General features: G+C 35.0%; 15 protein-coding genes and 1 pseudogene. 7 read left to right on the top strand and 9 right to left on the bottom strand.

All coding sequences use genetic code 11. The features are described from left to right. The first annotated feature begins 253 nt into the window (after positions 1-253). The 4 genes and pseudogenes from ACFFLS_RS05270 to ACFFLS_RS05285 all read left to right on the top strand — a co-directional run bounded on the left by ACFFLS_RS05270 (position 254) and on the right by ACFFLS_RS05285 (position 5660). Complete coding sequence (locus ACFFLS_RS05270) at positions 254-1732, top strand: DUF1254 domain-containing protein (protein ID WP_379682367.1); 1479 nt, start codon at positions 254-256, stop codon at positions 1730-1732. Positions 1733-1763: 31 nt separating this feature from the next. Then, positions 1764-4208 carry an arylsulfatase gene (locus ACFFLS_RS05275; RefSeq protein ID WP_379682366.1) on the top strand — a complete coding sequence of 815 codons (2445 nt, stop codon included), beginning with the start codon at positions 1764-1766 and terminating at the stop codon, positions 4206-4208. 442 nt (positions 4209-4650) lie between these two features. Continuing rightward, positions 4651-5076 (top strand): annotated as a pseudogene (locus tag ACFFLS_RS26115) (IS1/IS1595 family N-terminal zinc-binding domain-containing protein); the annotation flags it as partial. Positions 5077-5210: 134 nt separating this feature from the next. Further along, positions 5211-5660 carry a hypothetical protein gene (locus ACFFLS_RS05285; RefSeq protein ID WP_379682364.1) on the top strand — a complete coding sequence of 150 codons (450 nt, stop codon included), beginning with the start codon at positions 5211-5213 and terminating at the stop codon, positions 5658-5660. Positions 5661-5694: 34 nt separating this feature from the next. On the opposite strand, the gene ACFFLS_RS05290 is transcribed toward ACFFLS_RS05285, so the two are convergent. The 5 genes from ACFFLS_RS05290 to ACFFLS_RS05310 all read right to left on the bottom strand — a co-directional run bounded on the left by ACFFLS_RS05290 (position 5695) and on the right by ACFFLS_RS05310 (position 12629). Next, positions 5695-6090, bottom strand: a complete 396-nt coding sequence (locus ACFFLS_RS05290) for a hypothetical protein (RefSeq protein ID WP_379682363.1) — start codon at positions 6088-6090, stop codon at positions 5695-5697. Positions 6091-6108: 18 nt separating this feature from the next. Further along, complete coding sequence (locus ACFFLS_RS05295; protein ID WP_167365489.1) at positions 6109-6249, bottom strand: hypothetical protein; 141 nt, start codon at positions 6247-6249, stop codon at positions 6109-6111. A gap of 183 nt (positions 6250-6432) precedes the next feature. Further along, positions 6433-7032 (bottom strand): YciE/YciF ferroxidase family protein, encoded by a 600-nt coding sequence (locus tag ACFFLS_RS05300; RefSeq protein ID WP_379682362.1) that lies wholly within the window; start codon positions 7030-7032, stop codon positions 6433-6435. A 16-nt stretch (positions 7033-7048) separates the two neighbouring features. After that, on the bottom strand, positions 7049-9193 hold the full coding sequence (locus ACFFLS_RS05305) for a catalase (protein ID WP_379682361.1): 2145 nt from the start codon (positions 9191-9193) through the stop codon (positions 7049-7051). Between the two features lie 217 nt (positions 9194-9410). Continuing rightward, positions 9411-12629, bottom strand: a complete 3219-nt coding sequence (locus tag ACFFLS_RS05310; RefSeq protein WP_379682360.1) for a CheR family methyltransferase — start codon at positions 12627-12629, stop codon at positions 9411-9413. 137 nt (positions 12630-12766) lie between these two features. Here ACFFLS_RS05310 and ACFFLS_RS05315 point away from each other — a divergent pair, with 137 nt between their 5' ends. Beyond that, on the top strand, positions 12767-13015 hold the full coding sequence (locus ACFFLS_RS05315; protein ID WP_379682359.1) for a hypothetical protein: 249 nt from the start codon (positions 12767-12769) through the stop codon (positions 13013-13015). 300 nt (positions 13016-13315) lie between these two features. Here ACFFLS_RS05315 and ACFFLS_RS05320 read toward each other — a convergent pair whose 3' ends face one another. After that, positions 13316-16594 carry a CheR family methyltransferase gene (locus tag ACFFLS_RS05320; RefSeq protein WP_379682358.1) on the bottom strand — a complete coding sequence of 1093 codons (3279 nt, stop codon included), beginning with the start codon at positions 16592-16594 and terminating at the stop codon, positions 13316-13318. A gap of 111 nt (positions 16595-16705) precedes the next feature. Between ACFFLS_RS05320 and ACFFLS_RS05325 the strand changes: the two genes are divergently transcribed. Further along, a complete protein-coding gene (locus ACFFLS_RS05325; protein WP_379689212.1) occupies positions 16706-16852 on the top strand; it encodes a DDE-type integrase/transposase/recombinase in 147 nt (48 codons plus the stop codon). A 319-nt stretch (positions 16853-17171) separates the two neighbouring features. Here the strand turns inward: ACFFLS_RS05325 and ACFFLS_RS05330 are convergent, their stop codons facing one another. Next, a complete protein-coding gene (locus ACFFLS_RS05330) occupies positions 17172-18581 on the bottom strand; it encodes a S41 family peptidase (protein WP_379682356.1) in 1410 nt (469 codons plus the stop codon). Positions 18582-18986: 405 nt separating this feature from the next. Beyond that, entirely contained in the window at positions 18987-20882 is a 1896-nt protein-coding gene (locus ACFFLS_RS05335; RefSeq protein WP_379682355.1) for a flavin monoamine oxidase family protein, read from the bottom strand. A gap of 119 nt (positions 20883-21001) precedes the next feature. Between ACFFLS_RS05335 and ACFFLS_RS05340 the strand changes: the two genes are divergently transcribed. Continuing rightward, on the top strand, positions 21002-21130 hold the full coding sequence (locus tag ACFFLS_RS05340; protein WP_379682354.1) for a hypothetical protein: 129 nt from the start codon (positions 21002-21004) through the stop codon (positions 21128-21130). A gap of 837 nt (positions 21131-21967) precedes the next feature. On the opposite strand, the gene ACFFLS_RS05345 is transcribed toward ACFFLS_RS05340, so the two are convergent. Continuing rightward, positions 21968-23863 (bottom strand): hypothetical protein, encoded by a 1896-nt coding sequence (locus tag ACFFLS_RS05345; RefSeq protein WP_379682353.1) that lies wholly within the window; start codon positions 23861-23863, stop codon positions 21968-21970. Between the last annotated feature and the right edge of the window lie 18 nt (positions 23864-23881).

Raw genomic sequence — 23881 nt, forward strand, 5'->3', positions numbered from 1 at the left:
AAAAAAATGATTTACAAACTTTAAGTTTTCCATTAAAAATTTCTTTTCATCAAACAATATGAAGCTTATATATTTTTGACAATTGAGATGATTTAAAGCAATAACTTAATGATGTTTCATAACTTATCTAAGCGGTAGAACTTTGTTTCAAATTATAACTTGAAACCGAATTTTTGAGGTTAGAATAATTTTAAATTGATTGTGGCTGTAACTTTGGTAATGTTTCAAAGTTTAAACGATTAAATCAATTTTTATGAAAAAAATAATTTACATCTATTTCTCGCTGTTGGTATTGGCAGGTTGTAAAAAAGAAACTGAAAATAAAGTAACGAGTACTGATTCTTCTGAATCTGGTTCAGATTATGAATTTATCGGTGGCTATCCTACAGAGGCTGCTATAAAAAAAGCCTATGATGATGCTGACCTTACCCGTGCCATACAGGCATATAAATTTTTCTATCCTACAGTTTCCGGTGAGGGATTGGTCAAAGGAAATGACAGCATTAAAATTATTCCCAACAAATCATTTGGAACTTTAGATACAAAACCGGGACAGATAGGTTTCACACTCAATTCAGACACACCTTACGGACCTATTCCTATTGATTTGTCTGAAGGTCCCATGATAATAGATATCCCCAAAGGACCTCTTATTGTTGTGGCAATGGATGTCAACCAGCGTTGGGTAGCAGATATGGGAATTCCAGGACCAGATGCCGGTAACGGAGGAAGGCACCTTCTTTTGCCGCCAAATTACAAAGGCAATGTGCCGTCTTCAGGTTATCATGTTTGGAAGTCTTCTTCAAACAATCTTACAGTAGGTATTCGTTCGCTTCCTGTTGGCGGTGATGTGAAGGCTGCCATAGAAAGAATTAAAACGGTAAAAGTGTATCCCCTTAATAAACCTGAAGATTGGAAAGAACCGGCTTGGCTTGATCTTACAGATAAGCCTCAAAATACGACACCAGTCAAATGGGAAAACAATATAAAATACTGGGAAAATTTAAATGATGTAATACAGCGCGAACCTGTTTATGAAGGCTACAGGAATTATTACGGTGAGCTGGCAGTTTTAGGAATAAAGAAAGGACAGCCTTTTAAGCCTGATGCCAGACTAAAAGCAATTCTTGAGAAAGCGGCTAAAATTGCAAATGCCCAAATGCGGGTACAGTCCTTTGCTGACCGTCGTTCGGACCGTATTGTCTGGAAAGACCGTCAATGGGAATGGGTAGCCCTCCGATTTGAAGATGGAGATTTTAACACATCGGATTATGTGGATCTTGACGGTCGCGAAACTTGGTTTTATCAGGCAATTGGAGCTTCGCCTTCAATGTTTAGAAGAAAAGAAGGTTTTGGGTCTTTGTATTGGCTCGGACTTAAAGATGCCACTGGAAAATATGTTGACGGCGGTAAAACATACAAATTGACGATTCCTACACCAGTTCCGGCAAAATTATTCTGGTCTATTACTATTTATGATGCTTTAACAAGAAGTCAGGTTGCAACAGATCAAAATAAAGCAGCACTTCGTTCTTTGTTTGAATTGAAAGACAAAATTGGAAAAAAAAGTATTGACTTATACTTTGGACCAAAGGCTCCTGAAGGAAAAGAAGGTCAATGGATAAAAACACTTCCCAACAGAGGATGGTTCGCATACATTCGTATTTATGGGCCCGAAGCGGGAGCTTTTAACGATACATGGAAACCAGGAGATTTTGAAGAAGTTAAATAAGTACTAACGACATTATTAATACTCATAAAAGATGAAAACACTTACTATTTTTAAAAATGGTTTCTACGCTGTTGGCAAACTAACAAAAAGTGAAAGCAAATTCTTTTTGTTTTTGATTCTGATTTCTAATTTTACTTTTGGTCAGCAAAATGATAAACCAGAAACTCCAAAAGTGCTACCACAGCCTGATTTCCATTTTTCAGGATACGTAGGAAGAACGTATCAAGATTCTGACCCACCGCAGTTTCCACAACCGATAAAAGCGCCAAAAGGTGCCCCAAATGTGGTATTGATTCTATTAGATGATTCCGGATTTGGACAGTTCAGTACTTTTGGTGGCGGGGTTCCCTCGCCGACGATGGATAAATTAGCTGACGAAGGAATCCGTTTTAATAAATTTCATACCACAGCACTCTGTTCTCCAACGCGGGCAGCACTCATAACAGGACGTAATCATCACTCGGCGACTTTTGGCGTAATCTGTGAAACGGCTACAGGCTACGATGGTTATACCTGCGTGCTTCCCCGAAGCTGTGGCACAATTGGTGAGGTGCTGAAACAAAACGGCTATATGACCGCATGGATTGGTAAAAACCATAATACGCCGCCTTGGGAAACTAGTGAAGCGGGACCTTTTGACCGCTGGGCAAACGGACTTGGATTTGAATATTTCTACGGATTTAATGCAGGAGATATGAATCATTGGAATCCTGTATTGTATGAAAACAGAAATCTTGTTCCCGCTTCAAAAGACCCAAATTACCATATGACTATTGATTTGGCAGATCATGCGATTTCCTGGGTAAGAAAAGTAAAATCCATCGCGCCAGATAAACCTTATTTTCTATATTTAGCCCCTGGTGCAGCCCATTCGCCGCACCATGCACCCAAAGAATGGATTGATAAGTTTAAAGGAAAATTTGATATGGGATGGGATGCTTACAGAGAACAGGCTTTTGAAAGACAAAAAAAGCTGGGCGTTATTCCACCAGATGCGAAATTAACGGCAAGACCAGAAAGTCTACCGGCCTGGAGTTCTCTTAATGCAGACCAGAAAAGGCTTTATGCCAGAATGATGGAAGTGTTTGCGGGATACGGAGCACATTGTGATTATGAAATGGGTAGGGTAGTAGATGCTGTAAAACAACTGCCAGATGCAGATAACACTATAATCATTTATATAGCGGGAGATAACGGAGCGAGTGCAGAAGGAGGTATTGAAGGATCGGTAAATGAAAATCTGTTTTTTAACGGTGTGTCAGAAAAATGGCAGGATAACATAAAATTTATTGATGAGCTGGGTGGTCCAAAGCATTTTAATCATTTTACCGCAGAATGGGCATGGGCAATGTGTACGCCTTTTCAGTGGACAAAACAGGTGGCAAGCCATTTTGGAGGAACTCGAAATCCGATGATTATTTCATGGCCTGCCAAAATAAAAGATAAAGGCGGATTAAGAAGCCAGTTTACTCATACAATCGACGTTGTACCGACATTATATGAACTTATCGGTATTACGCCTCCAGAAACTATAAACGGAATTACTCAAAAGCCCATTGAAGGTGTAAGTTTTGCTTATACTTTTAACGATGCCAAAGCTAAAGAAAAACATACGACACAATATTTTGAATTAGGCGTTAATCGTGGTATTTACCACAATGGATGGATGGCATCGGCGTTGTCTTTTGCACCTTGGAATCCCAACAGAGGTACTTTTGATCCGGATAAGCAAAAATGGGAACTTTATAAGGTTGATGAGGATTTTTCTCAAGCCAATGATATAGCCGCAAATAATTCGGTTAAGCTGCGTGAAATGCAAGATCTTTGGTGGGTGGAAGCTTCAAAATATAATGTACTGCCTTTAGACTGGAGGGCAGTTGAAAGGCTTAATGGAGAGCTCATGGGAAGACCGACTCTTGCAGGAGATGCCACGACTTTTACCTATTATCCAGGCCAGGTAGGATTACCAAATGAAGCTTCACCACGTATTTTAAATAAATCATGGTCTGTTACTGCCGATATTGATATTCCTGAGGGCGGGGCAGAAGGGATGATTGTAACTCATGGCGGTTTAGTAGGCGGTTATGGTTTATATGTGCAGAATGGAAAACCAAGCTTTGTTTATAATAATCTCGCTTTAGAACGCCCAACAATTACTGGAAAAGAGGCACTGCCAAAAGGAAAAGTAAAACTGGTAGTGGATTTTAAATATGAAGGAAAAGAAAAGGAATTAGGAAAAGCAGCTACGGTAACTATGCTGGTAAACGGAAAAAAAGTAGCCGAACAACATCTGGAAAGAACAATTCCTATTCAGATATCACTCAACGAAGGTTTGGATGTTGGAATGGATGCCGGTTCGCCTGTTGATTTTAATTATAAGCTTCCTTTTGAGTTTACAGGTAAAATTGAAAAAGTAACCTATAATTTAGGAAATTCAAAAGAATCAAAGTCTCCAAAAAAAACTAAAACGAAGTAGGCAGTTTAAAACTTAACTCTTCTCATCAGCAATAATCAATTAAATATTTAAAATTTCCAAAGATGTCTTTACCTGATAAATTGTATAATATGAGATTTGCGGAATATTTTGATTCGATGCGAAAGATGTATCTGCAAGATCAAAAATTCAAAGAGATTTGTGACCATTACTGTAGTAATATTGCAAATGCGGAGCTGTACAGGAAAAAAAAGGAAAAAAACTTTTTAAAAGAACAGCAATGTGAAAACTTATCTAAAGAATTGGAAGAAGAAATACTTTTTTATTTAGTACGTAAAAGTTAATTGGTAGTGTTTCAAAGTTAGGGATATGAGATTTTGAAATGCTAACCTTTTGGAATTGAACAAATTTTAGAAATAAATAGTTTAAAGATGAGCAGTAATGCTCATCTTTTTTGTTTTAATATTGCTTTAAATGAGCTAAAATGAGTAAAAATGCGACATGGTATTCCAGAGTTAGTGATGATATGAATTGTCCGAAATGTAAAGAGAAAATGGTTATTAAAAATGAGAGAACGAAAAACTATAAACAGCAGTACTATTGTAAAAAGTGTGGTCACCGTTTTATAAAAATTATACAAATCAAGCTTATAAGTCAGATATCAATCAAAATATTATCCAATTAACAAAACAAGGTTTAGGAATAAGAAGCACGGCAAGAATATTGAAAATATCAGCCACAACATTATAAAAAAGAATCGTTTTTATCACCGGAAATATTACCAAGCCAATTATCAGCAAAGGCAAAACTTATAAAGTAGATGAACTGCACACTTATATCCGACACAAGAAAAATTATATCTGGCTGGTTTAGTGTATTGGAAAAGAATTCTAAAAATTTGATTTCTTTCTGCTCATGATTGAATACAAAATTTAGTAAAACATGGGAATAATGTAATACTGAAGGTGTAATAGTGTAAATCGGCTATTATATTCTATTAATCTTTGTTAGATTCTTACGTCTAATCTCCAAAAAAATAAAATCATGGATATGAACGGACCAATTATTATAATCGAAGAAAATAAAGAAGATGTCAATTTATTTATGCAGATTTTTCAAGAAACTGATTTAAAAAATGACTTACTACATTTTAGTACTTTTTATGAAGCACAAACTTTTCTTGTATCTCAGCAATTAAAACCGTTTTTATTTTTTTCAAACATCCTGAAGTTTAATGGAAATTGTAAACAGGAAGACATCGACTATAAAACTATTTACAAACTATTTAATTCTCCTTGTCTTTTCTATTCTATTTTGTTTTCGAACTGTTTTGTGATAGATGCCTATTCGACTCCCACCAAAAGTTATGTTATTAAACCATACAGTGAAGAAAAATTTAAGCAGGTCTTAAACACAATTGTACAATACTGGAAAGCAGAAAAAAAGCCTAAACCTTTAACTAAAGAAAAAAGGGAAAAGCAAAATTTTTTATAAACAAAAGCCGTCTAAACAAGACGGCTTTCATATTTTAAAGATTTCGATCTGGATTTGTTCCTTCTTCGTCATCTAGATTTCCTAGATCTTCATTGTCCAAGTCGTCATTGTCAATTTCATCGTCATCAACGTCGTCTTCCAACTCATCATTATCAAATTCATTGTCCAATTCGTCGTTGTCCAATTCGTCGTTGTCCAGTTCATCTGTGGCAAATTCATCAATATCTGATTTTTCATTGCCCAAGTTTTCATTGTCAAATTTAGTAGTGCCAAATTCCTGACTTTCTAAATCATTTCTATAATCAGGTTCAGCATTATTGGATATGGAATGATTTGCTGGCGGTGCATCAATATCTGGATCTTCGTATCGTTCTCTATTTTGAAAATTCTGATCTTCAAGATTATAATTTTCTTTTTCTTCTATATTCATAATACAATTTTTTAAATGTTATTTTTTAGTTGAGCCTGTTTCTTTTTTCGAATCCGAAGCAGGTTTAGAACCGCCTTTTGAAGCTGTTTCTTTTTTATCAGTTTTTTTATCTGATGCCTTAGCACTTTCAGTGCTTTTTTTGGTGTTTGAAGTTGTCATAATATTTTTTTTTAATTTGTTAACAAACCAAATGTACACGGACTAAAAATCATTATTTTATATATAATGGCATTTATAATTGTATAATTAACAGCTGGTTATTCTTTTTTAAATAAAAAAACACCTGTTTAAAATACAGGTGTTTTCAAGTAATAAAAAAAAGTAAAAAATAGAAGCGTTTTTTTATTCTGCTGCAACAATGTTTACCAAATTCAATGCTACGTCGTTTAGTAAACAATCTGCTTCTTTTTCTTCTGCAAGCGTTTGGGTTAGTAATTTTGCGGCATCATTTTCGCCAATTGCTTTTGCAAAAGCTACTAAAGTTCCATAAGTAGCAATTTCATAATGTTCGATTTTTTGTGAAGCGGCTATTATGCCGGCGTCTCTTACTGCGCCTGGAGTCGTTTCTAAAAGAATGCTGTCTCCTTCTTTTAATAAACCCGCCATCGCTTCACATTTTTTTCCTTCGGCTTTTTCTCCTAATAAATCAAAAACCTGTTCCAATCTTGAAACCTGATTTTTAGTTACCGAAAGATGTTCTAAAATAGCTCCTGAAAGCCCAACTGATGAAGCATTATCCACCATTTTTGGCAACGCACCAACCAACGCGTTTTCTGCCCAGTAAATGTCTTTTAGACTGTCAATAAATAAATCTTTCAATTCTGTAGCAGCATCTGGTGCAGGTTCTACAAAATTTACTTTAGCATTATTTTTAATGTCTTTTGTCTCGCTTGCTTTTGGTTTTGCAGCATTGGTCTGACCTTGTTTTTCTGAATTTTTCATTTTTATATTTTTTTGATTAATTGTATAAGTTTGGTTCGCGCTGCCAAAAACGGTGTTTGGTCATTGCGTTTATAAATTCCTGAGCAAATGTTTCGCTGGCAATTTCGCTGGTTACAATAACGCCTTCATCATCGTTTGTAATTTTTGAAGCAAATGGTGCAGCGTTAATTATTTCTGAAGCTTCCCCGTCGGCACCAATCACTTTACAGTGTTTGTATGCATCGTTTAAGTATTCAAGGGCATCGTCATTTTCTGCCAAAGCATTTAATCCTAATCCGTGTGGCACATAAACAGCATCAAACAAAACGGATGAAGCGGTTAGGAAACTGAATTCTGCTGCAATTGCTCCATCAGTATCTGTTGTAACAGAACCTAAATGCGGAGCAATAACACAGCCTTTGGCACCCCCTTTTTTCAGTGCATTTTTTAGGTTCATTACAGCAGCTTCAGAAACGCCTTCCGTTACTAGAATCGCTACTTTTCTAGATTCGATTGTTGGCGAATTGGTTGGATTATTAACCATACTCAAAGCTTGGGATGATTCAACCGAAGATTGAACAGCTTTTGGTTCTTGAGTTCCTGCTTCTTCTGTTTCTGGCGATACGCCTTTGTTTACAGGTGTTTCTAAAACTGGTGGCACTTTTGCTCCAAGTCCTTGCGCTACTTTTTGAGCAAGTTCTACATCAACTTGTTCTAATAATCCCAGCATTCTGACTCTGATCGCTGTTGTTTCTACTTTTCCAAGTTCAAAACGCAGTGCTTTTACAATATGGCTTTTTTCTTCAGGCGTTTGGCTATTAAAAAACAATTTGGCCTGACCAAAATGATCGTTGAAACTTTCGCTTCTGGCTCTTACTTTATGAGAGTCAACGCGTTCGTTGAAACTTGCAAATCCGCCTTCGGCAATTTTTGCTTGATACGGGCATCCGCCTCCAAGTGAATTTGGAGAATAACTGACACGCCCTTTGTTAATTTCCTGACGCATATGTCCGTCACGCTGATTGTTGTGAACGGGAGCAACGCTTCTATTGATTGGTATTTCATGAAAATTCGGACTTCCTAATCTCGATAATTGTGTATCGGTGTAAGAAAACAATCTTCCCTGCAAAAGTGGATCGTTAGAAAAATCAATTCCTGGAACCACATGACCGGGATGAAAAGCAATTTGTTCAGTTTCAGCAAAGAAATTTTCTGGGTTTTTGTTCAAAACCATTCTTCCCACAATGGTTACGGGAACTAATTCTTCGGGAACAATTTTTGTTGGATCCAAAAGGTCAAATTCATATTTGTGCTCGTCTTCTGCTGGAATAACCTGAACGCCTAATTCCCATTCTGGGAAATTTCCCATTTCTATAGCTTCCCATAAATCCTGTCTGTGGAAATCAGGATTTTTTCCAGATATTTTCTGCGCTTCATCCCAAGCAACGGCGTGTGTTCCTAATTTGGGTTTAAAATGGAATTTCACAAAAACCGATTCTTCCTGAGCATTTATTAATCTAAAGGTATGAACGCCGAAACCTTCCATCATTCTGTAGCTTCTCGGGATAGCGCGATCTGACATTACCCACATAATCATATGCATAGATTCCGGCATTAGCGAAATAAAATCCCAAAAAGTATCGTGCGCCGATGCAGCCTGCGGAATTTCGTTATGAGGTTCTGGCTTCACGGCATGAACTAAATCGGGAAATTTCGAGGCATCCTGAATAAAAAATACAGGAATGTTATTGGCAACTAAATCATAAATCCCTTCCTGCGTATAAAATTTCACGGCAAATCCTCTTGCATCTCTCGCAAGATCGGTAGAACCTCTTGATCCTGCTACGGTAGAAAATCGAGCGAAAACGGGTGTTATTTGTCCTTTTTCCTGCAAGAAACCTGCTTTGGTTAATTCAGGAATTGGATTAGTTACTTCAAAAAATCCGTGTGCACCCGAACCACGTGCGTGAACGATTCTTTCGGGAATTCTTTCATGGTCGAAATGCGTAATTTTTTCTCTTAAAATAAAATCTTCTAATAATGATGGCCCGCGATCCCCGGCTTTAAGTGAATTGTTATCATCGTTAATTTTCACGCCTTGATCTGTGGTTAAAATTTTGTTTGTTCCATCGGAGGTATTGATGGATAAATCTCTTTGTTTTTCGTCTTGAAAATTTTTCATGGTGTTTCTTATTAGTTAAAAACTTTAAAATAATTACAGTCTTATCTTTCAGATTTATAAGTAGTTGCTGACCGTAATTTGTCAAGTGTTCCAAATTTAATTTTTGCATGAATGTGTTTTTTATACAATTGCAAATGATAATTCTAGAATTGCCACAAAATGGTTGTAAAACAAAAAAATCTCCATTTCTGGAGATTCTTATATTGTAGATTAGATGCTAAACGGGGAGATAGATGTAAGCAGTTGTTCCTTTGTTGGGTTCGCTTGAAAGTTTTATAAATCCTTTATGATTGTGCACGATTTTTTGAACCAATGTTAATCCGAGTCCGCTTCCGTATTGTTCGTCGCTCGTGTTCAATTTATAGAAAGGATTAAAAATAAGAGTCTCAAAATTTTTAGGGAAACCAATTCCGTTATCACTAATAAAAAGTTTAATATACTGCGTTTCGAAATCGGCCCCAAAATCTATTAATTCATTAGGAGCAACTTCGGCAACGCCAATTTTGATATTCGGGCTGCTGTCTTGTTTGGCATATTTGATGGCATTAGAAATCAAATGAGTCAAAAGCTGCTGCATCTGCGAAGGAATAATACGAAGCGTTGGGAGCGTATTGATCTCTATTGTGGCTTTCTGCTTGCTTATGCTGGATTTTAAGTCGGATAGTACTTTTTTTAGAACAATATTCAAATCTGTTTTTTTAAACTCTTTCTGTCCAAAATTTATTTTCGAGTAATCAATCAGATCTTCCAGAAGCTGATTCATATTTACAGCCGAACTTAATAAGCGGTTTAAGTTATGTTTTCCAGATTCTGTCAGCGTTTTTTCGGCATCTAAAAGCTTTTTCCCAAACATATAAATTTTGCGAATTGGCTCTAATAAATTATCACTTGCTGCTATTGTAAACGATTCTAATTGTTTGGTGTAATTATGAAGTTCCAGATTTTTATTTTTCAAAGATTCATGGCTTTGTTCTAAATCTGTAATATCTTCCAATGCTATTAAAATCATTCCGTTTGGATCAGTATTTACAATTGGAGTTGCGTTAATAAGCATTATTTTTTTTCCCTGAATATCAAAGTCAAACTGGATTTTGAAATTTTCTACAATCTCATCATGGCTTACTTTTTTTAGTACAGATTCTCTAAACGCAGGTATATCCCAATGTGAATTTCCTATATCGAATATCGAAAGACTTTCTGTTTGTTCTTCATTGGTTTTAAAGTAGTTGTAAAAAGCGGGATTGGCGCTTTTAATGATAAAATTTTTATCGATAATAAGAAGCGGTTCTTTAATGGTATTGACAATAGATTCGTAAAAATTACGCATGGAAGCGAGTTCTTCACGACGATTTTGAAGTTCATCATTTACACTCGAAAGTTCCTGATTATTAGACTGCAGTTCCTGAGTAGAGTTTTCAAGCTGCTGGTTTATCATCAGCATTTCTTCGTTTGAGCTTACCAATTCTTCATTTGTAGTCTGCAATTCTTCGAAATAAATCTGCTGTTCTTCCGTAACCCTTTTAAAATCGCCTCGAAGTTGCAGCAGTTCTTTCTCCATTTCCAGCGAATTATGATTATTGGAATCTGCTGAAGCAATAGTTTTTTTACAGAATATAATGAGCAGTAAATCAGTATAAGCAGGAAGGTAAATAATTTCGAATGAAGTTAAAAAAGACTGCTTTTTTAAGGAAATAAAATCTCCCGAAAAGTTCTTTTTTTCGTTTCTGGCTTTTAAAATATTATTTCTAAGTTCAAAACCCCATTCCTCACGAACCATATTCAAAATATTGAAACTGGGTTTTCCAGGTGCAGGCTGTAAAAACGGACTGGTATCGCCATGAAAATGAACAATTTCAAGATCTTCATTAATGATTACAGCAGCTGGAGAATAATGTTCGAGCAGAATATCTGAAGCAATTTTTCTATAGTTTGTCTCAGGGTCACTGCTCTCATTTATTTTAGGTGGATTATAATCTGTTCGTGTTATTTTTTTGGGTAGGAACTGCTCAACGGCTTTACGAGTGTAAATTCTGTTCAATTTGTCAACGGTAGCAAATAAATGCTGTACGTGTTGTGTCCATTCTGGTTTTCCGAGAAATAGAAAGCCTTTGTCGCGAAGTGCATAATGAAATGATGCTAGTACCTGATTCTGCAAATCGGTATCAAAATAGATTAAAACATTGCGACACAAAACTAAATCAATTTTGGCAAAAGGCGCATCTTTGCTTAAATCGTGAACGGCAAAAACACACATATCCCGAATGATTTTATTTACATGAAAGCTGTTGTCTCTTTTGGTAAAGTATTTTTGAAGTCTCTTTTCGCTTATATTTTTTATGTCTTGTGCCGTATAAGTGGCTAAACGGGCTTTCGAAATACATTTTTCAGATAAGTCTGAAGCGATAATCTGCACTTTTATGTCGTTTCTGTCGATTTCTTTCAAATAATCGTGAATGCAGATTGCAAGTGAATAAGCTTCTTCTCCTGTAGAACAGCCTGCCGACCAGAATCGTAATGTTGAATTGGTTAGGTTTTCAATAAGAGAAGGGAAAATGCTTTGGCACAAATTATCAAAAGCCTCCTGATCTCGGAAAAAATAAGTAACCGAAATCAATAAATCATCAAACAAAAAATCTTGTTCTTTGGTATTGTTTCGTAACAAGATAAGATATTTTTCGAAGGTTTCTTGTTTCGTTACAACCATTCTTTTTGCAATTCTTCTTCGGAGTGTAGTATGTTTATAATGCTGAAAATCGGTACCGGTTCTTAAAAATAATATTTCAATTATTTGATGCAACAGTTCCTGTTCATCGGGTGTTGATTCTTTTTCTCCGTAAGAATGCGTTACTAAGTTCCGTTCATGAATTTGCAGTAGTTTATCAGCAATTTCATCTGGCGGCGTGAAATAATCGATGTATTCAGAAGTTACAGCATTTTGAATAAATCCTTTTTTTGACAGCGCAGCAATTGTTGATCCGCCAGCTTCTTTCAGTTTTTTAAGACCTGTAGAACCGTCAAAGGGCGACCAAGTTAATATTAAACCAATCGAATAGCTTTTAAAAGTATTTCCGACTGTTTCAAAAAAGATATCGAAACCGTTATTGGTTTTTGTGCTTCTGGTTGTAGGCTTTAGTTTTAATATTTCGTCTTCGTAAATCAGAAAATTATTTTCAGGAATAACATAAATATGGTTCGATTGTACATCAATGTGATGAACGATTTCAGTAACTGGTATTTTAGTATGTGCTGCGAGTTCATCTGCAAGATTAGGTGTCTGAGTAGCTGAAAAATTTTCAAAAATAAGGTAAGCTCTTCCTGCGTCTGATGGCAGATCAGATATTATTTTTTTTAATACATCAATTTCAGCGGGAGAACTTCCTATTGCTGTAACTTGAAAATTAATGTTTGATTGATTTATTGGTTCATTTGTTTTCATTTTTAATGAGGGTTTATGGCAATCCTATAATTTTAATGTTTTTAGGTGTAAATAACTGATAGTCAAAACTGTAAAATTTGCAATGAAACAATAAGCATTGTTTTGAAAATCAAATTATTAATTAAAAGAAATGAATTATGAGAAATTTAATTGCAAGCTTTTGTATGATCTTGTTTTTTGGATTTGCATCCGCACAGGAAACTCCTGTTAAGAAAAAACAAAGTACAGATACTGTTCACAGTAAAAAAAGCAAACACAAAACGAGTACGCAGAAAAGCACTACTACAAAGAAAGACACAGTCAGCAGACAGCGTACTGAAAAGAAGGGAAAAACTACTAAGTCTAGAGAAAACACGACTCAGAAGGGTAGAGATACCATTAATTGAACTAAACCATAATGCCTTGAATTTGTTCAATTGGATAAAGTCTATTTTATTTTTGAAAGTAGACTTTGTTCTCTTTATTTCATATTAATAACTTCTATTTTAAATTGCTGTTATAGATGCTGTAAATTCACTCTTTGGACTAATTTATCAGGCGATTACAGGATTACTATATTTTTTATGAAAGCTCAAAAAATTAATCATATCTTCATTTATAAATATAAACCTACTTTTCTAGATTTTGTAGTATAATTATAGATTTAGACTTTCATAATTCCCATTAAAATAGAAGTAATTTTTTGATTATGAAGGAAGATAGATGCTCATAGTCGTGCCAATACCAATTTTACTCGATGCCTTGATAAAACCATTGTGGTTTGAAACTATTTTTTTTACGAGAGTTAAACCGAGTCCGCTTCCTGAATATTCACCTTTACCATGAAGTCTGTAGAAAGGTTCAAAAATTCTGCTTTCAAAATCTTTATCAAAACCGATACCGTTATCAGTTACGTTAATTTTAATAAACTCTGTTTCAGGATTTCCTCCAAGATTTATGATTTCTTCTGAAGAAGCTTTTGTGGTTTCTATGCTAATCTCTGGCGCGACAGTTTCTTTAGAATATTTAATAGAATTTAAAATAAGGTTTGTGAGCAACTGCTGTATTTGAAAAGCGATTGCATTTACCAAATTGGCTGTAACATCAACTGTAACCACTGCTTTCTTTTCCTCAATAGAGTCTTTTATGTCGTTCAATGTTTTTTTGAGAAGCAGACTAAAATCGGTCTTTTTAAATTTTTTCTCGGTAAAGTTTATTCTCGAATAATTGATAAGATCGGCAATCAGCTGACTCATATTCTTTACCGAATACATAACACGCTGCAGAGTGTGTTTCCCATTTTCTGATAAAGCAATTTCTTTTTCAAAAATTCGCTGGCAGAGCATGTGAATTTTATTAAGGGGTTCTTGCAAATCATGGCTTGCCGACGAAGTGAAATTTTCTAACTGCTCATTGTAGATTTGCAATTCTGCATTTCTTTTATTCAATAATTCATTCGATGCCAATAAATCTGTAATATCTTCAAATGCCAGAAGTATCATTCCGTCTGGTTTGGTATTCTGGATTAAACGTGCGTTGACCATCAACGTTTTTTTATCAGTGCCATTGCAGAGAATTTGTAATTTATAATCTTCAATAGTCTGCTTCTGGACCAGCATTTTAAAAATTAAATCTTTAAATTCTGGAATATCCCATTGACAGTTTCCAATTTCAAAAAATGAAAATCCTTCTGTATCTTTTTCGGTATAACCAAAATATTTATAAAAAGACGGATTTGCACTTTTTACGTTGTAATCTTTATCAATAATAATTAAAGGTTCTCTAATAGTTTGTACAATCGATTCTGCATAATGTCGCATAGATAGCAACTGTTCCTGACGATCTAAAAGTTCATCATTCGTACACATCAATTCCTGATTGTTTGATTGCAATTCTTCTGTAGAAGTCTCCAATTCCTCATTCATAGCCTGAAGTTCTTCTGTACTGCTTAATAATTCTTCATTTGTGGTTTGAAGTTCTTCAAAAGCAATCTGTTGTTCTTCTGTAACACGTTTTATATCTTCACGCAATTGTGATAATTCTTTTTCGAGTTCTATAATTCGAAGCTGATCGGCATTTTTTTTATCATTTTTTGAATTGGAATCGGTTTCTGGAATCGGACTTTTATGAAAAAGTATCATAAGATGTTCTTCATCATTTAAAAGCGTCAAAATTTCAACAGAAGCTTGATGATTTTGGTCTTTTACAGAAAGATTTTCCAGAATGATATTTTCTTTATTTTTTTTAATTTCTGAAATAGCATTGCGAAGTTCAAAACTGATTCCTTCACGCGCCATTTTTAAAATATTAAAATTGGGTCTTCCCGGAGCCGGCAGTAAAAATGGAGAAGTATCGCCATGAAAATGAACAATTTCTAGATGTTCATTTACAATCACACTTGCAGGTGTATATCTCGAAAACAGAATGTCATCGGCAACTTTTCTAAAATCTGTTTCTGGATTACTGCTGTCGTATGTTTTTAATTTATTAGTTATCGCATTAGAAGGCCTAAACGCCTGAGGAACATAGCGGGCAGGCGTAAATTTTTTGGCGTAAATTTTATCTTGTTTGATTACCGTATCAAATAAATTGGGCGCGATATTAGCCGATTCTGATTTTCCAAGAAATAAAAAGCCTTTTTCTTTAAGAGAATAATGAAAAGAGCTCAGTACTTTTTCTTGTAAAAAAGAAGTAAGGTAAATCATTACATTTCTGCATGAAACCAAATCGATTTTGGCAAACGGAGGATCTTTAATAAAGTTATGTGTCGCAAAAATGCACATATCTCTAATTATCTTATTGACATGATAATGACCGTCACGTTTCGTAAAATAGTTTTCAAGCCTTGTTTCAGAAATATGTTGTACGTCTTGGGCAGAATAAACGGCAGATCTCGCTTTTGCTATAGATTGCTCCGAAATGTCAGAAGCAAAAATCTGTACTTTTAAATCTGTAATATTTTGAGCAGACAGATATTCACAGATTATTATCGCCAAAGAGTAAGCTTCTTCTCCTGTTGAACATGCTACGGACCACAAGCGCAGGTTGTTATTGGTGCAGTTCTGTACTAGCTGAGGTAAAATGGTTTCGGAAAGAGACTTAAAGGAATCTTCGTCCCTGAAAAAATAGGTGACTGGAATTAATAAATCATTAAAAAGAAGATTCTGTTCATTTTTATCGTTACGAAGAATGGTGTAATAATCGCTCATGGTTTCTTTTTTCAAAACCAGCATTCTGCGGGTAATACGTCTTCTTATAGTTGGTTTTTTGTAATTAAAGAAATCATTTCCCGTTTTTTGCAGAATAAGATTCAAGATCTGATGAAGAACCTCTTCTTCCTTTTTTGAAATATGATCTTCATCACTGTAGGCATTGTTGCTGAGATAACTTTTACGGATATTGTTTAACTCAAAAGCAATATTTTCTGGAGCCAGAATAAAATCGACTGCAGCTGCTTCAATAGCATTTTGGGAGGTTGTTTTAAAACTTGTCGTTTCAGGATTCTGAACAATGGTTAAACCGCCAAATTCTTTGATTTTTTTTAATCCGTAAGTGCCATCAGATGTAGTACCAGAAAGAACAACACCAACGAGAAAACTTTTATAAACTTGGGCAATTGCCTCCAAAGAAAGATCAATATTATTGCTGATTTTATCAATGCGTTTAATAGCATGCATTTTTAAAACACCATCTTCTGCCTTTATATAATTGTTTTCAGGAACAACATAAATATGATCAGGCTGAAAATCTATTTTATTTACAATCTCTGCAACAGGAACTTGAGCTATTTTTGCTAATTCAACAGTAAGGTCGTTTGGATTGCCTGAAGATAAGTGCTGTAAAATAACATAAACGATACCCGAATCTTTAGGAATCTGCGACACTATTTTATGTAAGGTTTCTAATTCTTCCGAAGAGCATGCAATGGCTGCTAGGGAAAAGTTTGGAGAAATATTTTCAGTTTGAGCAGTATTTTGAAAAGTCATTTTATGATTAAATCAGAAAGTGTGAATTACTTAGTAATTTGTAGTACTTGTAATTCTTTCCTTAAAGATACTATAATTTTTAACTTTTGTATTTTAATCTTGAGAAAATGCATGTTAAATTTATATTTCTGTTACTTATATCGAGCCGTTGATAAATGGGGTAATACCGTGGATTTTCTTTTGACCAGAAGAACACGGAGAATGAGTGCGCAGTCATTCTTAATAAAAGCAATAAAAAATAACGGCCGGCAACGGTAATAAATATTGATAAAAACGGCTCTAATACCAGCGGAATACTGGTTTACAATAAACGCTTATTTTCGAATTGTAAATTGACCGCATAATTTTTAGGGTAACTGATATTTATTTCTGGTTTATATGGCAGATGCGAAAGAACCAAGTTTCCCGTCCTTGTGCATTTTTTTCCATGTGAGAGAGTATGTTCGCTAATTCCAAGTTCTTAGGCGACGTCAATGAAGCTTCCGCATTTTATGCTCATATCGACAGATGATATTTTAAATTCGAAGCTGTATTTTTTCTAACTGTTTCCATGCTCTTAAAGGTAAAGAGCACCTTGTTAGCGGTTCGTTGTTTCTTCCAATCTAATAATTAGGCCGTTTAATATCTCATCTTTTTCATCTAATAAATGGTCTTGAATATAAATATCAGGTTTTACGCCTTCTAATTTTTTATTCCCGTTTACCCTAACAATATAGCTTTTGGGTACTTTAACTATTATTCCGCTTTTGGGAAGCGTATAGGAAAACTGCGAGGCATATAACGTAGGGACATCGCCTGTTTCCTCGCCAACAATTTTTCCGAATTTGTAGTCTTGGATAAGTGCCGCACTCACAGCCGCCATAGAATAAGTTTGCCTGTTTACTAATATATATACTTTTCCATTAAATCTTTTTGACTTTTCGACAGGATTATGAGGCGGAAAATCATACTTGAATATTTGTCCGTCTGGATTTCTTAAAATATTTCTTGAGTATTCATCAGTAGTATCCGCCTGTAAAGTTGTATGTTCTTTTAATATCTTACTTGTCTTGACTGAGAACTCCGAATACCATTTGAAAGGCTTATTTGCAAAATAGGAGATTAGGTAATCACTATATGCATTATGACCACCCGGGTTATTTCTTAAATCAATTATCAAATTTTTAGCATTATGCTCTTTAATTACAGTGAATGTCGAGTCTATGAAATTTTTGAATAACTTTTCCCCATTTGCTTCATTACTCCCAAATTGACCTGCATTTAGGTAAGCTACGTCTCCATAAAATTTTAATGCTTTTTTAGGATTCACAATTTCTCCGTTCCTATTAGTTTCATAGTCCATTACGGATATTGAACTGACTTCTGTATTGATTATTTCGTTATTCTTGTTCTTAACTTGAATTTGCCAATTATCCTTTCTGCCATTCAATTGAAAAAATAACCTTGGGAATGACCAGAACTCGATTTTGGCATTTTTAAAATAGTCTCTTTCTGCTGAAACAAAGGGATACAGTTGTTTTCTTATTTCATCGATTGGTACTTTGTCGATGGTTAATAGTTCATCACCAATTGGAATTTGTTTGTTTGTAGAAAAATTTCTACGTATGTAAACTTTCTCATTTTCAAAAGCCAGTTCCAATGGAAAAACTGTTCCACCAGAATATGCATATTCTATGTAAGGTTTAGCAGGATAATCTATTTCGCAATGTCCTGTATTTGCAAAGCTCACCAATCTTTGATAAAGTGAAATTGTTTCTAATAGATCCAATGAATCTGTAGTCAAATTTGATTTTAGTTGGAGAAACAATTCGTCATATTTTTCTCTGTTTTGAAAGGCAAAAAGATTATAATGTGTCGCCTGCAATGACTGATATAAATAGTCAAAGTCGTCTTTTACAGCTTGGTTAGACAACTTGGTCGATGAATTTTGCCCAAATGAAAAGTTGCTTAATAATGACACTATCAATAACAAAAATTTATATTTCATTTAGATAAGTTTTGATTTTCGGTTACAATGACCGCTAATGTCAGTCTGTGAAAAAAACTTCAGTTTTTTAAGTATCAAATATAAGAAAACAATTACGGGATGTTCTAATGAAAATTGGAGACTAATAAAAGAAGGAATTTTCGCCCCCTTTATTAATTTTCAGAAATAATTAGAGAGGTGAATGACTTGTAAAATTCGCCTTAACTTTCTGTGGCACTTTTGGAGGTAACTCCAAAAATAAAATTATATGAAAGTGACAGATATTTTAGAATAATACAGTATCAAATTTCATGAATGAGTTAGCAGGTTGTTGTTTAGAGTAATAATTTTTGAAGCAAACAGTATAATGAAAAAAGCGACGCAGAATGTCTTCCACGTCGTTTCATTCATTTCTATTTAATTGATTTAGATACCTTCCACCATCAAACGAGTATCTGGTAAATTTTTCAATGGCTGTATTTGAACGTCTGGTTTTGCCATTCTCGAAATTGCATTTAATGCAGCTGCAATAGCGCCTTCTTGCCAACCAGGAAGGGAGGAAATTTGATCACCAACAATAAAAAAGTTAGCATTGCTTGCATTTTTTGTTTTCGAATCTATAATTCCAGATCCTTGTGCAATAGCGTTAAATTGTTTCGTTGAGTAGTTCGCATCTCCAACGGCTTGCCAATATGCCCAGCCACCCTTGATATTTGGCATATTTTGCCAAGCTATGGCAACACCTTCTCCCAAGCCTTCGGCAAATTTCTTGCCGAATTTACTGGCATCATTTCGTGCTTTGGTAAGTCGCTCATCAACGGGTAATTTTCCCCAATCGTGTGCTACTTTATCAAAATTGTAAGCGCCTGTGAGCACGCCTTTTTCGTCTTGATACGCCGTAGATGGATACCAAATTTGTTGAATTTCACTGTCTGTCCAAGAGATACCTCCAAAAATAGGTACAACTCCCACTTCGGATTTTTCAACTCCCATTGTCTTGGGGCTTATTGGGCTTCCTTGCCATAAAGATCGATTTGCTTGCCAACCCACTTTGGAGGTACAGGCTAAAAAACGGGGAACGTATCCGTCTTTTCGCGGTTTGTAGCCTGGAGCTTGTGTTGGTTCAAATTGTGCCACAAAAACGGCTTTTAAAGCATCTTTAAATTCAGGTTCAAGTCCCGATTTTAAGAGATCAGAATCTAGAATGTTTTTCAAAAAAGGCATCGCAAGGTTGCAAACACAATAATCAGCTTCATAATAGATCGGTTCTTCTGTTCCAACTTGTCCAACCGAAATGATGTACTTCTCTTTAGTTGAGTCCCATTTTATTTTTTTTACAGGACTATTCAAAAGAATGTTTCCTCCCAAAGCAGCCACTTGTTGAGCAAAAGCGTGTTGCACCTGATCCATTCCTCCAACGGGTTGAAATAAAGTAGGTTGCCAAAGAAAATCTGTAGGTTGATAGAATTTCGTCCCTTCCCAAAATTTTGATTCAAGCAATTTATCAAAACTCAAAACATCGGCTACAATTCCAGCAGCGACACCAGGTAATACTTCATATCCAGCGCGTGTTTTTCCATCTTCGAAGCCAGGTGATCCAGCCGTTGCGCTATAGGTCCCATCTACATCAAGTTCTCCGAAACTGATCATCAAACTTTGTAATTCTTCGACGCGTGTTTTAAGATTACTTTTACTAATTCCCACTTTTGAATTGCGAAGTAATTCTTCCGCATTTTTGTATACCATGTGCGCCAGCCAACCTCTTGTATTATGATCCAAACGACGGTAAACCATAGGCTTGCCTCCAAAACTTTCGTTCTTTTGAACCAAATTAGATTCAGAGTTCATCACATATATTTCAACGTCTACCGAAAAACGTTTTAAGTAAGAAAGGAGTCGTTTGTGACTGCTTGGAATACGACCAGGACCTGCATTAAGGTAAGGTTCTGAGTCTCCCACTGGCCGTTTAAATCGAACAACTTGTGGTTTTCCAGGTTTCGAATCGAACAAATCACTGTTTGCATCTTCGATGAGTGTATCTCCTGTGCGTAAGCTCATGCAGCGTCCTCCCGTTTTATGAGATGCTTCCAGAATGGTTACTTTTGCACCAGACTCTTGAGCAAGTAATTCATACGCAGTGGTAAGTCCTCCAACCCCAGACCCGATGATTATAACCTCCTTTCCTTCTAGTTGATTTGGATTAAGTTTAATCGCTTGATTGGTAATCTTGTCCTGCATTTTTGTTGCTTCAGCCAATGCGGCGAATGCAATTGATCTTGGATTGTTTTCTAAAAATTCCTGACGACTTTTGTACTGTCCCATTTTGTATAAATTTTATGTTAAAAAATAAAAAAAAATGATTTCTATGGTATTCGTATTTTATTTGGATTAATCTTGAAAACGCTTTATGACTCTAGGTTTTATTTTCTGAAATGAAATTAATGATTGAAAATAAAAAAAATGAAAAAGATGTCGTTAATGAAGGTTTTTCTGTCGTGAATGGATGTTTTTTTGTTGTGGGTAAAATTGATTTATTCCAATTAAATAAATTACTTAAGGTTATTGTATGAATGCGGCTTTATAAAGAAGATTAAAATATAAAAGTAAAGCCTGTAATTATTTTGTCAGCCTTTTACTTTTTTTAAAATTAGATTTAAAAAGATTTCCAGAAGCTTTTGCTAATTGAATATGCTTCTAAGTAATATCAGGTTCTATCGCATCTAAAGCTAAGTTTTATCTTTACTTTTTTTTGATTTTTAAACTGATGAATACGAAAGGTCATTGCCATCTGAAGTCTATTATACTGCGGATAGTACATTTTAAGCTTACGTTTACATTAGGCTATCGGGATTTTGAAGAGATTATGAGAATGCGTGGAAGTTCATGTTGATCATGCAACTATTCAGCGCCGGTTTTATAAGTTTGCAACTATCATTGAGTCAGAGATTAAGAAGAGAAGAAGAGAAGAAGTTGTACATATGCTTTGAAAGTATCAGATGATAGGGCCAGAGAAAAACTATGTTTAAATCATTCTGTAAATTGACTTAAATTCTTATACTTAATTCTAACAGATGCGACAGAACCTTAATTTTAGGTAATTGCGGTAATTCAATAGCGATGGATTTTCTATTCGGCAGAGACTTGCATCGAGATTTTATCCCGATATGAGAAAGCGTTTTTTTAGAATTCTTTTTTGTCATCCTCAAAATAGTAAACGCCACGATTCGACATAAAACTTTAACAAAGTAAAATCTTTATTTTTGAAACTTAGAGAAGCCTCAAAGATGATATTTGTAATAGTTGCTCTTTTTCCGTATTTTTATGCAAAAGTGGAATTATGAATAATAGAAAAGGGCATTATGGCAAAATAGGAGGCATCTCCAATTGGTTGTTATGCAAAGACCTTACTAATTATCAAAGCCTAACCATCTTTGCTTGTTTTTTTTATCAATGTAAAAAATGTGTTCTTCCTTGCCAGTAGTATGGTTTTTTAGCCATAAAAGACTGTTTTTAGGGGTTTTATAATATAGCATAGTATCTTTTGCTGTCTGTTTACCTAACGTTACCCACCCTTTTTTCCAGTAAAATAGTTCGTATTTCTCACCTGTATTAATGTGATTATTGTCATTTCTTACTTGAAAAGAAATGCTTTCTATTGCTTGTGGCTTTGAAAAATTAAATCCAAGCGAGAAGTCCTTGCCTCCGGAAAATGACAGAGGATCATTATCAAAGGCTCCATTTTCCCATTTAAATTTCCTGTTATTCACTTTTATAACTTCTCCATCTAATTGTTCTCCATTGGAATTGTAGAAGGCAAGCAGGCTTAAGTATGTTTCCTTTTTATTGGAATAAAAACGAACATATTTAAATTTTTTGGGCGATTTTACTTTTACGGTATGAATATGGGTGCTGCTAAAATTTGATAGTTCATGAAGCGTAACAGCATTTTTGAAATCCTCAGTGTTTGATCCCTGAAAAACTCCTTGATTAAGGTTTTCCATCCAATCAATTATTCTCCTGTTTTTTGGTGAGCTTAATCCGTACTTCCGTAGTATGACACTAGAATTAAATTTTGACTCATCGGGCTTAAAAAAATGAATTTTTTTCGAAGCATCAATAAAGAAAGGATAGTTAATTGGAACTACAGTATTGTTGTCAAAACTGGCTGCCATATATAGAACATTGACACCGACATCACTAAATGAAAAACTATCTTTATTGTTCTGGCCAAATGTAACTGCTTTCCATTGATCGTTAACATCAAAAACACATAAAACAGGCTTTGAAGATGATGTATTGAAAAGTTTATCAATGCTGATGTTTGCAGTTGGGACATATTCTGTAGTGACATCTTTTAGGTTTGGGGCGTAGTCATGTTTTTGCTGCAAACTGTATGTTTTTCTCATGACCTTGGGCAAGCTTTCGCCTGCATATTCTTTCTTTAGGTCAATATTGCCTACAACATCTGTAGAGTACTCTTCATCACCGTATTTAACATATAGCCAGGAATGTCCTAAAGCTGAATGATTGCCCCAATGAGGTGTCATATCTCGTGCACTTATAATTCCTAAGGACCTGAATACGTTCACAAAATAATTCACGCCGTCATCACATAAGCCAAATCTTGATTTTTCAACTTCGTTTATGCTTAGGGTTTGAGGGTAAAACGTCCGGATTTCTATAATGATTTGATAATCAAATTCTCGTGTTATTGAGTCTACTACAAAACGAAGAGATTTTCCTTCATTGAGGAACTTGTGTACCCATGAGTATTTTGAAGCCAGTTTTTTTCTAGAATCTTCGCTAATAGGTTCATCACCGTTCTTGTATGGAAGTATAAAGTCGCAGAAATCGTCAAAAGTAGCCCTCTTTTGTTTTGGGATTTTATTCCATGCGTTAAAGGCTAAATCGATATTATTTGTCAAATGTTTAGAGTTTATAATTTTGATATCTGGGAGTAGTTCCGGTTTGCCAGCATCTGTTTCTTTAGAGACCGAATCTAATATTTTCCTAAAAACTGCTTTGCGATAATCATTCATCGGATAATTGCTTATGCTGTCAAAAGCATTGTTAAAGCCGTAAAGTTTTCTTTCTGAGTTGTGACCAGGCATGTTTTCAATTAGGAACTTTGCAGCTTTATATTTCAGGCTGTCAGAGGGATTTTTGCTATACGAATCTAAAACACTCTGCAATTCTTGTCTGTTATCGCCTGCCATTTCTAATGCTTGTGATAAGGAGCTTGATTTTTTTGAGCAAGACAGAAGGATTAATGCTGAAAAAAATAAGTAAATTTCTTTTTTCATTTTAAATTTTATAAAGGT

This window comes from Flavobacterium procerum, assembly GCF_042431625.1.
In the GTDB taxonomy this organism is placed as follows: domain Bacteria; phylum Bacteroidota; class Bacteroidia; order Flavobacteriales; family Flavobacteriaceae; genus Flavobacterium; species Flavobacterium procerum.